General features: G+C 64.8%; 16 protein-coding genes. 12 read left to right on the forward strand and 4 right to left on the reverse strand.

All coding sequences use genetic code 11. The features are described 5' to 3' along the window. Nucleotides 1-57: 57 nt before the first annotated feature. Nucleotides 58-249 carry a DUF2892 domain-containing protein gene (locus QT17_RS07900; protein ID WP_039458750.1) on the forward strand — a complete coding sequence of 64 codons (192 nt, stop codon included), beginning with the start codon at nucleotides 58-60 and terminating at the stop codon, nucleotides 247-249. Then, the gene (locus QT17_RS07905; RefSeq protein ID WP_039458753.1) at nucleotides 246-770 is read left to right on the forward strand and encodes a DUF402 domain-containing protein; all 525 of its coding nucleotides are present in this window, start codon (nucleotides 246-248) and stop codon (nucleotides 768-770) included. Before QT17_RS07900 ends, QT17_RS07905 begins: the two co-directional genes overlap by 4 nt. Here QT17_RS07905 and QT17_RS07910 read toward each other — a convergent pair. The 4 genes from QT17_RS07910 to QT17_RS07925 are packed head-to-tail and all read right to left on the reverse strand — an operon-like array spanning nucleotide 767 to nucleotide 4,488. Further along, complete coding sequence (locus QT17_RS07910; protein ID WP_039458758.1) at nucleotides 767-1,786, reverse strand: hypothetical protein; 1,020 nt, start codon at nucleotides 1,784-1,786, stop codon at nucleotides 767-769. The genes QT17_RS07905 and QT17_RS07910 overlap by 4 nt on opposite strands. 7 nt (nucleotides 1,787-1,793) lie before the next feature. Continuing rightward, complete coding sequence (locus QT17_RS07915) at nucleotides 1,794-2,342, reverse strand: NYN domain-containing protein (RefSeq protein ID WP_039458760.1); 549 nt, start codon at nucleotides 2,340-2,342, stop codon at nucleotides 1,794-1,796. Nucleotides 2,343-2,399: 57 nt separating this feature from the next. After that, nucleotides 2,400-3,407: an NAD(P)/FAD-dependent oxidoreductase gene (locus QT17_RS07920; protein ID WP_039458763.1), complete on the reverse strand. Its 1,008-nt coding sequence runs from the start codon at nucleotides 3,405-3,407 to the stop codon at nucleotides 2,400-2,402. A gap of 49 nt (nucleotides 3,408-3,456) precedes the next feature. After that, nucleotides 3,457-4,488 carry a zinc-binding dehydrogenase gene (locus QT17_RS07925; protein ID WP_039458765.1) on the reverse strand — a complete coding sequence of 344 codons (1,032 nt, stop codon included), beginning with the start codon at nucleotides 4,486-4,488 and terminating at the stop codon, nucleotides 3,457-3,459. Between the two features lie 116 nt (nucleotides 4,489-4,604). Between QT17_RS07925 and QT17_RS07930 the strand changes: the two genes are divergently transcribed. The 10 genes from QT17_RS07930 to QT17_RS07975 all read left to right on the forward strand — a co-directional run bounded on the left by QT17_RS07930 (nucleotide 4,605) and on the right by QT17_RS07975 (nucleotide 13,982). Then, a complete protein-coding gene (locus QT17_RS07930; RefSeq protein WP_039458769.1) occupies nucleotides 4,605-6,353 on the forward strand; it encodes an ABC transporter substrate-binding protein in 1,749 nt (582 codons plus the stop codon). A gap of 54 nt (nucleotides 6,354-6,407) precedes the next feature. Continuing rightward, a complete protein-coding gene (locus tag QT17_RS07935) occupies nucleotides 6,408-7,391 on the forward strand; it encodes an ABC transporter permease (protein ID WP_039458771.1) in 984 nt (327 codons plus the stop codon). A 9-nt stretch (nucleotides 7,392-7,400) separates the two neighbouring features. Continuing rightward, nucleotides 7,401-8,756 (forward strand): ABC transporter permease, encoded by a 1,356-nt coding sequence (locus QT17_RS07940; protein WP_039458773.1) that lies wholly within the window; start codon nucleotides 7,401-7,403, stop codon nucleotides 8,754-8,756. Between the two features lie 72 nt (nucleotides 8,757-8,828). After that, nucleotides 8,829-9,848 carry an ABC transporter ATP-binding protein gene (locus tag QT17_RS07945; RefSeq protein ID WP_039458776.1) on the forward strand — a complete coding sequence of 340 codons (1,020 nt, stop codon included), beginning with the start codon at nucleotides 8,829-8,831 and terminating at the stop codon, nucleotides 9,846-9,848. Beyond that, nucleotides 9,845-10,822, forward strand: a complete 978-nt coding sequence (locus tag QT17_RS07950; RefSeq protein WP_039458780.1) for an ABC transporter ATP-binding protein — start codon at nucleotides 9,845-9,847, stop codon at nucleotides 10,820-10,822. Before QT17_RS07945 ends, QT17_RS07950 begins: the two co-directional genes overlap by 4 nt. A 50-nt stretch (nucleotides 10,823-10,872) precedes the next feature. Beyond that, nucleotides 10,873-11,499 (forward strand): CBS and ACT domain-containing protein, encoded by a 627-nt coding sequence (locus tag QT17_RS07955; RefSeq protein ID WP_039459099.1) that lies wholly within the window; start codon nucleotides 10,873-10,875, stop codon nucleotides 11,497-11,499. Then, entirely contained in the window at nucleotides 11,493-12,620 is a 1,128-nt protein-coding gene (locus QT17_RS07960; RefSeq protein WP_039458781.1) for an acetoin utilization protein AcuC, read from the forward strand. The genes QT17_RS07955 and QT17_RS07960 overlap by 7 nt, the downstream gene beginning before the upstream one ends. A gap of 4 nt (nucleotides 12,621-12,624) precedes the next feature. Further along, complete coding sequence (locus QT17_RS07965; protein WP_039458783.1) at nucleotides 12,625-12,822, forward strand: MoaD/ThiS family protein; 198 nt, start codon at nucleotides 12,625-12,627, stop codon at nucleotides 12,820-12,822. A 1-nt stretch (nucleotide 12,823) separates the two neighbouring features. Continuing rightward, nucleotides 12,824-13,789, forward strand: a complete 966-nt coding sequence (locus tag QT17_RS07970) for an ATP-binding protein (RefSeq protein WP_039458785.1) — start codon at nucleotides 12,824-12,826, stop codon at nucleotides 13,787-13,789. Beyond that, nucleotides 13,779-13,982 (forward strand): DUF1653 domain-containing protein, encoded by a 204-nt coding sequence (locus QT17_RS07975; protein WP_039458787.1) that lies wholly within the window; start codon nucleotides 13,779-13,781, stop codon nucleotides 13,980-13,982. The genes QT17_RS07970 and QT17_RS07975 overlap by 11 nt, the downstream gene beginning before the upstream one ends. Nucleotides 13,983-14,029 lie beyond the last annotated feature (47 nt).

Consider the following 14,029-nt stretch of genomic DNA (forward strand, 5'->3'; position numbering starts at 1 on the left):
TCAGATCCAGGGGATAGGTAGCAACTTGGGTTAAACTTTAAAGCGGAGGTGAAAGGCATGATGGTGAACGAGAGCACCACCGACAGGGTCATCCGCTTCGTTTTGGCCCTGGTTCTCTTCTACTTCGCCTTCCAGTCCGCTTCTCCTTGGAACTGGATTTTGGGGATCGTGGCCGTGGTCCTCCTCTTCACGGCCATCACCGGCTTCTGCGCCCTGTACAAGGTCTTGGGCATCAGCACCAGGCGGTGAGCTGGCCCCTCGCCCCAGGGGAGTGGGTCCGGGTGGAGTTTTGGAAGTACCCGGAAGAGGCCCTTCACTACCATTGGGAGGCCCGGGTGGTGGAGGTGCGGCCGGAGGGCGTGCTCACCCTCTTGCCCCAGGGTGGGGTCTTCCACCACGTGGCCAAGGGAAGGTCCCTTGTCCTGGACCACGATGCCTACGTGGCCTTCTTTCCCGGGGCCTGGTACTCCGGGGGCCCCGACGTTCGCCAAGGCAAGGTCTTGGAATACTACTGGAACGTGCAGACCCCGGCGGAGTGGACGGGGAAGGCCTTCCGCCAGTACGACTTGGAGCTGGACGTGAAGTGCCGGGCGGATCACGCCTGCCAGGTGTTTGACCGGGAGGAGTTTTTGGCCAAGCGGCACCTTTACCCGCGCGCTTGGGTGGAGGAGGCGGAAAGGGCAGTGGAGGCCATCTTGCGGCACATGGGCGAGGGGCGTTGGCCGGTCCTGCCCCCGGGGGAGCCCCTTCCTTGGATGGAGCGGATCTAGGGGAAAAAGCGGGGCGGGTTAGCGCTTGGGAGGGCCTCGGTTCCTGGGCCAAAAACCTTTAGGGGAACGAGGGTCTGGCCTTCCAGGTGCCAGTATCCCTCGAGGACCACTTGGTAGAGGAGCCCTTTAAAGAAGCCGTGGAAGCTATCTTCCCAGGTTTCCAGGTTCTGCGCCCGCAGGGGGTAGTTGTGCCAGGCGGGGCCTAGGTAGTAAAGCCAGGGGTCCTCGAGGACCCGCGTGTCCTCGGGGGAAAGGCCCAAAATGGCGTTGAAATAGCCCCTCAGTCGGCTGGCGGTGAAGAGGAGGTTGAGGTAGGGTTCCTCCAAAGCGGCCCGTGCCTCCGCCTCCGTGCGGGGGAAGGGCCTCGAGGGGTCCCAAGCCCCAAAGCGCCTAAGCCTTTCCTCCTGCTTGAGGGCGTCTTCCCAGCTCATCTGGGCCAGGCCCAAGGTGCGGCTAAAAGGGGCCTGCCCCTGCAGCGACGCTAAGTCCTGGGCGAGGGCGTCCGCCGCCTCCCGCACCCCCCGGGAAAGCCCCAGGGCCTTGTCCCCGCCGTACTGCTCGTTGTCCACGATGGCCGCCAGCACGCCCGCAGGGATGCGCAAAGCCCCCGCCGCCGCCCGGATCTCCTGGGCGTGGGGCAGGACGTGGTGGGGAGCGGTGGGGAGGCCACCGAGGTCTACCCTCCGCTGGCGTTGGGCCTGGCCGATGGCTTCTACCCACCGCTGAGCGGCAAAAAGGGCTTCCTCCGGACTGCTGAAGGCGGATCGCTTTCCCGCCCGTTGGTTGCTCAGTTCCAGGCGCAACAGGCGGTCGTAGGCCCGGGCCGCCTTTTCCCCCAGAACGAGGTGCAGGCTCGCCTTGTTTTGCAGATGCAGGGCCACAAGCCTTTCCCGAACCGCCTTAGGGTAGGGGAGAAGGGCCCGAAGGTTGGGGGAAGGGGTGGGTTCGGGGAAGTTGGGTAGGGCGAAAAAAAGTAGGCCTGCCAAGGCCAAGATGAGCCAAGGACCGAAGGGCATGGCCCTTTTAGGGCTTGCCTTCCTCCACCGTGGCGGGGGGTACCTCCACCGTGGCCTCCACGGGATAGCCCACGTAGGTGCGCCGGCCCCCCAGGGTTCTTTCCAGCACTTCCCGCCACTCGGGCAGGTTAAGGAAGCGGTCCGCCTGGTTGCGGAGCTCCAGGTCGGCGAGCTCGTGGAGGCCCAGGAGGTGGACCTCCTTGCCCATGGCGCGGAGGGCGGCGAAGGTGTGGGCCAAGTCCCCCGAGCCGCTGGCCACGATGGCCCGGTCCCAGCGGGGGGCGGTGGTGAGAAGATCCGTGGCGATCATGGCCTCAAACCGGGCCTCCCCCCGGGTCAAGCGGCTTCGCACCGTATAGCCCATAAAGACCAGGGCGTCAATGAAGCGCTGCTGACGCTCGTCCTCCGGGTCGGTGATGGGCACGTAATAAAAGGCGTTGTAAAGTTGCTCCGGCGTGGCGAACTGGGTGAGCACCCGCCGGTGATCCACGTTCCACCCGAGGCGCTTGGCCGCCAGGTACATGTAGGAACCATCAATGAAGAGGGCAACCCGCATATGCCCCCATGATAGGGCAAAAGCGCCCCCCAGGGGTGGCCCTGGGGGGAGGAGGCTTCAGGCGGGGGATTTCTCCTCCGCCTTTTCTGAAGAGTGCCCCGGGTTCACCTTGAGGGCCGGGTTGGCGTAGGCGGCGGCGTGGTTGGCGGCGATGGCGGCCTCACCAAACCCCAGGACAATGAGGGGAAGCTTCCCTGGGTAGGTGACAATGTCCCCGCAGGCGTAAACCCCGGGGATGCTGGTGGCCATGGTGGTGTCCACCTTGATCTTGTTTTTCTCCAACGCTAGGCCCCAGTTGGCCAAGGGCCCCAGCTTGGTGAGGTAACCCGCTAGGATAAGTACGGCGTCCACCTCTAACTCCTTTTCCTCCTGGGTTTGGTTGTGGAAGATCACCGCCTTCTTTACCCAAGCTCCCCCTTCTATCCGCCGCACCTCGTAAGGGGTGAGCACGGTGAGCCTTCCTTCCTCCGCTGCTTGGAAAAGCTCCTTCACGCTGGCCTCGTGGGCCCGGAACTGGGGCCTGCGGTGGATGAGGGTGATCTCCTTGGCGGTCTCCAAGAGGTTGAGGGCCCAGTCCACGGCGCTATCCCCCCCGCCCACGATGAGGACCCGCTTCCCTTGGAACTCCGCCTTGGTTTTCACCGCGTAATACACCCCTTTGCCCTCAAGCTCCTTCTCCCCCGGGGCGCCGAGGCGCCTGGGCTCAAACGCCCCCACCCCTGCAGCGATGATGACCGCCTTGGCGGTATAAGTCTGGCCCAAGGAGGTGGTAACCTTGAAGACATTCCCTTCCCTCTCCAAGGTCTCGGCCCGTTCCCCTAGGTTGTAGATGGGGCTAAAGGGGGCCACCTGCTCCACAAGGCCCTTCACTAAGTCCTTGGCGTACACCTTGGGAAAGCCCGCCACATCGTAGATGTACTTTTCCGGGTATAGTGCGGTAAGCTGCCCCCCGGGTTCCGGCAATGGATCTACAAAGCGGAAGGAAAGCCCCCGCATGCCCACGTAAAAGCCCGCAAAAAGCCCTGCTGGTCCCGCGCCGATGATGATCACGTCTGTGTGCTCCATAAACGCCTCCCTGCCCGCCATTCTAGGTCGGAACCTCCCAGGCGGTCCCTTAGCCTACCTGGAGGACTACCTTGCCAAAGACCCGCCGCTCCTCCAGGAGCCGGTGTCCCTCCGCGGCCTCCTCCAGGGGCAAGACCTGGCCCACCACGGCCTTCAGCTTGCCCGCTTCCACGAAGCGGAGGATGGGGAAAAGGCGGCTTTTAGAGGCCATGGTAGACCCCAAAATGGAAAGCTGGCGGAAAAACACGTGGGCGAAGGGTAAGGTCCCCTCGTACCCCGAGGAGGCCCCGGCGATGGCGATGCGTCCGCCGTTGGCCGTGGCCTTGATCACCCCTTCAAAGTAAAGGGCGCCGGTATGGTCCACCACCTTGTCCGCCCCCTTGCCCCCGGTGAGGCGGCGCACCTCCTTAAACCACTCGGGGTGGGTGTAGTTCACCGCCTCGTCCGCCCCCAGTTCCCGGGCTTTCCTGAGCTTTTCCTCGGAACCCGCCGTGGCGATGACTCGAGCCCCGTGGAGCTTGGCGATCTGGATGGCGGCCACACTCACCCCGCTTCCCGCCGCCATGACGAGCACATCCTCCCCGGGGCGGACCTGGAGCTTGTCCACCACCATCTGCCAGGCGGTGAGGAAGGTGAGGGGAATGGCCGCCGCCTCCTCAAAGGAGAGGTTTTGGGGTTTTTTGAGGAGGTTCGCCTCGGGCACCACCAGGTACTCGGCGTACGCCCCCCAGCGGTGCTCCCCCAGGATCTCGTACTTTGGGCAAAGGTTATCCTCCCCTGCCAGGCACCGCTCGCAGTGGCCGCAGGAAAGGCCGGGGTTCACCACCACTTCGTCCCCCGGCGCGAAGGCCGTGACCCCTGGGCCCACCGCGTCCACCACCCCGCTGGCGTCTGCGCCCAGCACGTGGGGGAGGGGCAGCTTGGGGCTCGCCACCCCCTTGCGCACCCAGACGTCTAGGTGGTTGAGGGCCGCCGCCTTCACCCGTAAGCGCACCTCCTTGGGCCCTGGCTCGGGTGTAGGCACCTCCGCCACCTTGAGCACCTCCGGGCCGCCTCTTGCCTCCATGACCACCGCTTTCATGGCCGCCTCCTTATGCAGGGGATTTTTTCACGAACCCCCCCGCTGGTCAAGCGTGCTTGACAGGGGCTAAACGGAACCTGTAGCCTTAGCGCCGTAAGGCAAGAGGAGGCGAGAATATGAGAAGAGCCCTGGTGTGGATGGCAGGCCTTATCGCCTTGGCTGGCGTGGCCAGCGCCCAGACCTTTGTCTGGCCCCAGAGGTGGACCGTGGCCAAGCCCTCCGAGGTCAAGCGGGGCGGCACCCTACGGGCGGCGGTGACCTCTGATTTCCGCACCTTCAACCCCTTCATCACCGCCGAGGCGACAAACGTTCCGGACACTATCTCTCCCTATGGCCTGGTGCGGCGCGACCCCACCACCGGGGACTGGATTCCCTACATGGCGGAGTCCTTCAGCATCAGCCCCAACAAGCTGGAAATCACCTTTAAAATCCGCCGGGGCATGAAGTGGTCCGACGGCCGCCCCATCACCGCGGACGACTGGATCATGACCTGGCGCATCCACACCGACAAGGCGGTGGGCTCCAACAGCTACGATTCCTTCTTCATTGACGGGAAGCCCATTACCCTTCGGAAGATTGACGACTACACCCTCCGCTTCACTTACCCGCGGCCCGACGCCACCGCCTTTTTCGTGGCTGAATTCACCCCCTGGCCCGCCCACATCTTTGGGCCGGTCTACCAGAAAGAAGGGGCCGAGGGCATCAAGAAGATGTGGACGCTTAACGAGAAGCCCGAAAACATCGTTTCGGCGGGGCCTTGGCTTGTGGAAAGCTACCGTCCGGGCGAGCGCTTGGTGCTGAAGCGCAACCCGGCCTTTGGGGAGTGGAACAAGGACGAGGCGGGGAACCCCTTGCCCTACCTGGACCGCTACGAGATCAAGATCGTCAAGGACACCAACGCCCAGCTGGCGGAGTTCCTGGCGGGCAATATTGACCTGATGGCTCCCTCCACCGTGGACCACATCTCCCAGATCCGCCAGGCCATCCAGCAGGGCCGTCTGGACGCCACCATCAAGGTGAACGCCTCCCCGGTGGCCAGCAGCCAGTTCATGGTCTTCAACTGGAACAAAGCCTCCGATCCCTTCAAGCAAAGCCTCTTCCGCTCCGAAAAGTTCCGCCGGGCCATGAGCCACATCGTGAACCGCCAGGCGGTGGTGGAGATCGTCTACGGCGGTCTGGGCACCCCCATGTACTCCAGCGTCTACCCGGTGCTCACCCAGTGGGTGAACCCCAAGGTGCCCAAGTACGAGTACAACCCGCAGCAGGCGGCCAAGCTCCTCGCTGAGCTCGGCTTCACCCGGAAGGACCGGGAGGGGTACCTGGTGGACAGCAAGGGCCGGAGGCTGGAGTTCAACCTCGCCACCAACGCCGGCAACGCCCAGCGGGAGCAGATCGCCAAGCTCATCGTGGACGAGGCCAAGAAGGTGGGGGTGAAGGTCAACTTCACCGCCATTGACTTCAACACCCTGGTGGGGCAGCTCCTCTCCTCCGGGCCCGACCGGCCCTTTGACGCCATCATCATCGGCCTCTCGGGCGGGGACCTGGACTGGCCCTTTGGCTCCAACGTGGTGCCCTGCAAGGGCAACCTGCACATGTGGAACAAGTCGGGCCAGTGCCTGGATCCCCGGGAAACCCAGCTAGAGGCCCTTTACTCCCGCGGCCGCACCGAGTTGGACTTTAAAAAGCGGCAGGAGATCGGCTACCGCATGCAGGAGATTGAGGCCCAGCTCCTTCCCGTCATCTACATCGCTGGGCCCAACTACCACCCCGCTTGGAACAACCGCCTGGGCGGGGAGCACCCGGATGCCATCATCAGCGCCATCTGGGGCCAGCGGGAGCTGGAGCTTACCTTCATCAAGAAATGAGCTAACCGTGGCGTCCCCCGGGGCCAAAGGCCCCGGGGGTCCTTTGGAAAACCCATGACCGCCTACGTCCTTCGCCGCATCCTCTACCTGATCCCCACCTTTTTCGGGGCCACCTTTCTCGCCTTCCTCATCATCCAAATGGCCCCGGGGGACTACCTGACCCAGCTGGAGCTAGACCCCAAGGTCACCCCCGAGACCATCGCCAGGCTTCGCGCCCAGTTCGGCCTGGACCGCCCCGTTTACGAGCAGTACCTCCTTTGGATGAATAACCTCCTGCACCTCAACCTGGGCTATTCCTTCGCCTACCAAGCCCCGGTGCTGGAGGTGATCTGGCCCCGGGTGGTGAACTCCATGGTGATCGTTATTCCCTCCACACTTCTCCTTTACCTGGTGGCCATCCCCATTGGGGTCTACGGGGCTGTGCGGCAGTATTCCTTTGGGGATCGGCTTTTGTCCTTCTTGGCTTATGTGGGGCTTTCCGTGCCCAGCTTCTTCCTGGCCCTCATCGCCATCTATGTGCTTTTGCAGATCAAGTTTCGCACAGGGGTGCAGGTGTTCCCCGTTTCTGGGATGACCTCCAGCGGCTTTGAGCAGATGCCCCCTTTGCGCCAACTTCTGGACATCGCTTGGCATGCGGTGGTGCCCATCCTGGTGGCTGTGGCCAACGACATCGCTGGGCTTTCCCGGCTCATGCGGGGGCAGATGCTGGAGGTGCTGTCCCAGGACTTTATCCGCACCGCTCGGGCCAAGGGGCTTTCCGAGCGGGTGGTCCTGTACAAGCACGCCTTCCGCAACGCCGTTATCCCTTTTGTGGCCACCCTGGGTGGGCTCCTGCCAAGCCTCATCTCCGGGGCGGGGTTTGTGGAGGTGGTCATGGCCTGGCCGGGCATTACGCCGTTCTTCTTAGACGCCATCGCCAATCAGGACCTTTACGTCATCGCCGGTTTCCTCACCGTGAGCCTGGTGCTCCTTATGATCGGCAACCTGATTTCCGACCTGCTTTTGGCCTGGGTGGACCCAAGGATCCGCTATGAATAGGGGGGTCTTGTGGAACGCGCGGCGCCTTCCACTGGCTTAGCCTTGGCTCTTCGCCAGTTCCGCCGCCATCGCTTGGCGGTCTGGGGCGGGCGGATCCTCCTGGTGCTCTACCTGATGGCCGCTTTCGCCGGTTTCTTTAGCCCCTACGATCCCAACTACTACGAGCTTTACCCCCCGAAGGGTAACCACCCTCCCACCCGCATCCACTTCGTGGACCCCGAGACGGGGCGGCTTACCCGTCCCTTTGTCTACGCCACCCGCCGGACCATAGACCCCGTCACCCTCCAACCCCGTTACGAGGAGGACCCTTCCCAGGGGAAGTTTTACATCCGCTTTTTCGTCCGCACCCCGGATCAGCCCTACACCCTTTTCAAGGTCTTCCGTTCCGATCTGCGGCTTTTTGGGGTGGATGCCCCGGGGAAGATTTTCCTGATGGGCACGGACAACTTCGGCCGCGACCTCTTTAGCCGGGTGGTCTACGGCGGCCAGGTTTCCTTGACCATCGGCATCCTTTCCGCCTTGGTCTCCTTCGCCCTGGGGCTTTTGCTCGGGGGCATCGCCGGCTATTTTTCCGGAAGGCCCTTTGCCCTTTCTCTGCCCCCCAAGGCCTGGCGGGGGGTGGGGTGGTTCTTGGGGCCTTTGAGCCTCGCCTTGTGGCTTGGGGTGGCGGGGGGTGCCGTGTTTTTAGCCTGGTCCTTCGCCCGCTTGAGCCCGGGGCGGGATGCGTTGTCCTTCCTGGTGGACGGGGTGGTGCTCCTCCTTGGGGTGGGTGCGGTTGTCCTCATCCTGCGCCGGGTCTTCCGGGAGCCTTTGCGGATTGATCCCGATGACCTCATCATGCGCACGGTGGAGATCATCGCCGCCATCCCAAGCCTTTTCCTCCTGATCTCCTTGCGGGCGGTGTTTCCCACGAAAATCGATCCCTTGTTCACCTTCTACCTGGTGGTGGGGCTTTTGGGCTTCATCGGCTGGGGGGGGTTGGCCCGGGTGGTGCGGGGCATCGTGCTTTCCGTGCGGGAGATGGACTACGTGCAAGCGGCCCGGGCCTTGGGGGCTTCGGATGGTCGCATCATCGCCCGGCATGTTCTTCCCGCCACGGCGAGCTACGTGATCGTGAGCCTATCCCTCACCATCCCCGGCTTTATCCTGGGAGAAAGCGGGCTTTCCTTCTTAGGCCTTGGGGTTACGGAGCCGTACACCAGTTGGGGGCTCCTGCTCCAGGCGGCGCAACAGGGCGGCTTCGCTTCCTTTACCGACCGCCCTTGGGTGCTTTGGCCTGGGTTTTTCATCTTCCTGGCTGTGCTTTCGTGGAACTTCCTGGGGGATGGGCTCCGGGACGCCTTGGACCCAAGGAGGAGGCGGTAGGCTCTTCTCTTTTGACCGGGCATGGCGTATAACGGGTGAGGTGTTTTAAGGGCAGTGCCCGAAGGAGTGCGCATGGACGACAAGCGGCTGCTGGAGGTGAGAGACCTTAAGGTCCACTTCTTCACGGACGATGGCGTGGTGAAGGCGGTGGACGGGGTGTCCTTCCACGTGGACAAAGGGGAGACCCTGGCGGTGGTGGGGGAGTCGGGCTCGGGGAAGAGCGTGACTTCCTTGGCCATCATGCGGCTCATTCCCACGCCCCCGGGGCGGATTGTGGGCGGGGAGATCCTCTTCCGGGGGAAGGACGGCCAGGTGCGGGACCTCACCAAGCTCTCCGAGGCGGAGATGCGGCGCATCCGGGGTAACGACATCGCCATGATCTTCCAGGAACCCATGACGTCCTTGAACCCGGTGTACACGGTGGGGGACCAGATCGCCGAGGCCATCATGCTCCACCAGGGGAAAAGCCGGAGGGAGGCCATGGAGCTCGCCGCCCACATGCTGGACCTGGTGGGGATTCCTGAGCCCAAGAAGCGGCTTGCCAACTACCCCCACCAGATGTCCGGGGGGATGCGGCAGCGGGTGATGATCGCCATGGCGCTTTCCTGCAACCCTTCGCTTCTCATCGCCGACGAGCCCACCACCGCCTTGGACGTGACCATCCAGGCGCAGATCCTGGAGCTGATGAAGAAGCTTCAGGAGGAGATCGGGATGAGCATTCTCTTCATCACCCACAACCTGGGGGTGGTGGCGGAGATGGCGGACCGGGTGGTGGTGATGTACGCGGGGCGGGCGGTGGAGCAGGCGGACGTGGTGCCGCTTTTCAGGGAACCGCTCCACCCGTACACCCGGGGGCTTCTCCACTCGGTGCCCCGGCTGGACCTTGCGGCGGAGCGCAAGGAGCGGTTGGAGGCCATTCCTGGGAACGTGCCGAACCCGCTTTACCTGCCTTCTGGTTGCGCCTTCCACCCCCGGTGCAAGCACTACGTGGAGGGGCTTTGCGACCGGGAGGTGCCGCCCTTGGAGGAAGTGGGGGACGGGCGGCAGGTGCGGTGCGTGCGCTGGCGGGAGATCCGGGAGGTTAGGGCATGAGCGGGGTCCTGCTGGAGGTCAAGGACCTCAAGAAGCACTTTCCCATCCGGGGCGGGGTGCTTTCCCGGGTGGTGGGGAGCGTCAAGGCGGTGGACGGGGTTTCCTTCGCCATAAGGCGGGGGGAGGTGTTGGGGCTGGTGGGGGAGTCGGGGAGCGGCAAGACCACGGTGGGCCGCACCCTGTTGCGCCTCATTGAGCCCACGGGGGGAAGGATCCTTTTTGACGGGGAGGACATCACCGAGCTGCCCAAGGACAAGCTAAGGCCCTACCGCCGCCGGATGCAGATCATCTTCCAAGACCCCTTTAGCTCCCTGAACCCGCGGATGACGGTGGGGGACATCATCGCCGAGCCCCTAGTGATCCACGGGATTGGCAAGACGCCCCAGGAGCGGACCGAGCGGGTGGCGGAGCTCCTAAAGCTCGTGGGGCTTTCTCCCGATCACATGCGCCGCTACCCCCACGAGTTTTCCGGGGGGCAGAGGCAACGCATCGGCATCGCCCGGGCCCTGGCGGTGGCACCGGAGTTCATCGTGGCGGACGAGCCGGTTTCCGCCCTGGACGTGTCCATCCAGGCCCAGGTGGTGAACCTTCTCCAGGACCTGAAGGAGGAGCTGGGCCTCACCCTGCTCTTCATCGCCCACGACCTGGCGGTGGTGGAGTACATCTCCGACCGGGTGGCGGTGATGTACCTGGGCAAGGTGATGGAGATCGCTTCTTCGCGGGAGCTCTACCGCAACCCCAAGCACCCCTACACCGAGGCCTTGCTCTCGGCGGTGCCCATTCCTGACCCCACGGTGAAGCGGGAGCGCATTGTGCTCCAGGGGGATATTCCTTCCCCCATCAACCCCCCTTCGGGGTGCGTCTTCCGCACCCGTTGCCGCTACGCCCTCCCCGAGTGCGCCCACACCGTGCCCGAACTCAAGGAGGTGGCCCCGGGCCACTACAAGGCCTGCATCCGGGACGACATTCTTTAAAGGGTGTGGCGGGTAGGATACCCCCCTTCGTGGGGGGGTATACTCTTTTCATGCTGGTCAAAGACGTGATGCGCTCCCCCGTGGTCACGGTGGGGCCGGAGGCCACGCTGGAGGAGGCGTACCGCCTGCTTTTAGAACGGGGCATCCGCCACCTGCCCGTGGTGGCGGGAGGGCGGCTTCTTGGCATCATCACCGACCGGGACATTCGCCTGGCCACGAGCCACCTGAACCCTAAGGGGCCATGTCCCACCTGCGCCAGGGTGGAGGAGGTCATGACCAAGGAGGTGGTCACCGCCCACCCCTTGGACCCCGTGGAGGAGGCGGCCCGGGTGATGCGGGAGCGGAAGATCGGCTCCTTGCCCGTTTTGGAGGACGGCGGACTCGTGGGGATCGTCACCGGCATAGACCTGCTGGATGCCCTCTTGAAGCTCACCGGGGTCACGGAGCCCTCGGGGCGGCTGGAGGTGCGGCTGCCCGATCGGGTGGGGGAGCTCGCCCGGCTCACGGGGTACTTGGCGGGGCGGGGGGTGAACATCCACTCCCTCCTTTCTTACCCGGAGGACGGGGACTTCGTGCGGGCGGTGGTGCGGGTGAACACCTTGGAAACCCACCTCCTGGCGGAGGGCCTGAGGCGGGAAGGGTTTGACGTGCTTTGGCCGCCCAAGAAGCCATGGTGATCTACCGGGACGAGTACCGCCTTTACAACTTCGGCCCGGATCACCCCTTCTCCCCGGTGCGGCTGGAGATGCTCACCTCCCTCCTCCAGGCCCTGGGGGTGTGGCGGGCGCCCCTTTTTCCTCCCGAGGCCACCCGGGAGGAGGTGCTTACCGTCCACTCGGAGCGCCTGGTGAGGCGGGTGGAGGCGGCAAGCCGAGGGGAAAGGGTGCCGGATCTGGAGCACTACGGCCTGGGCACGGGGGACACCCCCGTCTTCCCCGGCATGGAACGGGCGGCAAGGGTCTTGGTGGGGGGGACCCTCGAGGGGGCGCGGCGCATCCTCGCCGGGGAAAAGCGGGTTTTGCAACTGGGGGGCGGCCTGCACCACGCCCAGTACGACCGGGCCTCGGGGTTTTGCGTGTACAACGACCTTTCCGTGGCCATCCGCCACCTGACCCGGGCTGGGCTGAGGGTGGCTTACCTGGACATTGACGTCCACCACGGGGACGGGGTGCAGTGGATCCACTACGAGGAGAAGGAGGTCCTCACCCTAAGCCTCCACGAGTCCGGCCGCTACCTCTTCCCCGGCACCGGGCACGTGCACGAGGTGGGCCGGGGGGAAGGGGTGGGGAGGAAGCTCAACCTTCCCCTGGAGCCCTTCACGGAGGACGAAAGCTACCTCGAGGTCTTTGAAACCCTGGTGCCCTGGGCCTTGCGGGCCTTCCGGCCCGACGTCCTGGTGGTGCAGGCAGGGGCGGACGCCCACTACCTTGACCCCTTGGCGGACCTCCTCCTCACCACCCGGGCCTATGAGAGGCTTTTCCGCCTGATCCTGGAGTACGCCGAGGCCTACACGGGGGGGCGGGTCCTCATCACCCTGGGGGGTGGGTATAGCCTGGACGGGGCGGTGCGGGTCTGGACCCTTCTTTACCACGTCTTCCACGGCCTGCCCTTGCCGGAGCGCCTGCCCGAGGGGTGGCTAAAGGCTTGGGAGGAGCGGCTTGGGCGGCCCCTTACCCCCACCCTCCACGACCCGGAGGCGCCTTACCCGGAAATCCCCCGCAGGCCGGAGATTGTGAAGCGCAACCGCCTGACCCTGGAGCGGCTCACAGAGCTTGTCTCCCCCTACCTGCTAGACTAGCGGGGTGAAGGTGGTTTTGCGCCTGCCCGAGCGCAAGGAGGTGGAGGTCCGGGGAAACCGGCCCCTGAAGGAAGTTCTTTTGGAACTTGGCCTCAACCCGGAGACGGTGGTGGCCATCCGCGAAGAGGAGCTCCTCACCCTGGACCAGGTGGTGGGGGACGAGGAGCGAATAGAGGTGCTCTCTGCCATCTCGGGAGGCTAGGGTGGTCTGCAAGGTTTGCGGGGAAAAGGCCCAGGTGGAGGTGCGCTCCCGGGGGTTTGCCCTTTGCAAGGCGCACTACCTGGACTGGTTCGTGAAGGAAACGGAAAAGGCCATCCGCCGCCACAAGATGCTTTCGCCGGGGGAGCGGGTCTTGGTGGCGGTTTCCGGGGGGAAGGACTCCTTGGCCCTGTGGGATGTGCTGAGCCGCCTGGGCTACCAGGCGGTGGGGCTCCACATTGAGCTCGGCATCGGGGAGTATTCCCGGCGGAGCCTCGAGGTCACGGAGGCCTTCGCCCGGGAAAGGGGCCTCCCGCTTCTGGTGGTGGACCTCAAAGAGGCCTATGGCTTCGGGGTGCCGGAGCTTGCCCAGCTCTCCGGGCGGGTGGCCTGCTCCGCCTGCGGCCTTTCCAAGCGCTACATCCTGAACCAGGTGGCGGTGGAGGGAGGCTTCCGCGCCGTGGCCACGGGCCACAACCTGGACGACGAGGCGGCGGTCCTCTTCGGCAACCTCCTAAACCCCCAGGAGGACGCCCTGGTCCGCCAAGGGCCGGTCCTCCCGGAGAAGCCCGGCCTCGCCGCCCGGGTCAAGCCCTTCTACCGCTTTAGCGAGCGGGAGGTCCTCTCCTACACCCTCCTCCGGGGCATCCGCTACCTGCACGAGGAGTGCCCCAACGCCAAGGGGGCCAAAAGCCTCCTCTACAAGGAGGCCTTGAACCTGGTGGAGAAGGAGATGCCGGGGGCTAAGCTCCGCTTCCTCGAGGGCTTTCTAGAAAAGGTCCAACCTCGCCTTCAGGGGGAAGGGGAGGTGGCCCTGAGGGAGTGCCAGCGCTGCGGCTACCCCACCACGGGGGCGGTCTGCTCCTTCTGCCGCATGTGGGAGGCGGTCTACCGCAAGGCCAAGAAGCGGAGGCTCCTGCCCGAGGAGGCGGTCTTCCACCCCCACGCGGAGCCCACCCGTGCCGGTTGAGCCAGGGCTTCACCGCCGCCACAAGGGAGGGCTTTACCGGGTCCTTTTCCTGCCCCGCCGCTCGGAAACGGAGGAGCTGGTGGCCTACCAAGCCCTCTACGGGAAGGGCGGCTGCTGGGCCCGGCCCCTGGCCAGCTGGCTCGCCCCGGTGGAGGGGCGGTGGGTGCCCCGCTTCCCGCCCTGCGAGGGGTGAGGGGCTGGAAGCCCTTCCACCCCTGGGCCGGGGGGAATAGACTGGGG

Source organism: Thermus sp. 2.9 (assembly GCF_000794385.1).
GTDB lineage: Bacteria > Deinococcota > Deinococci > Deinococcales > Thermaceae > Thermus > Thermus thalpophilus.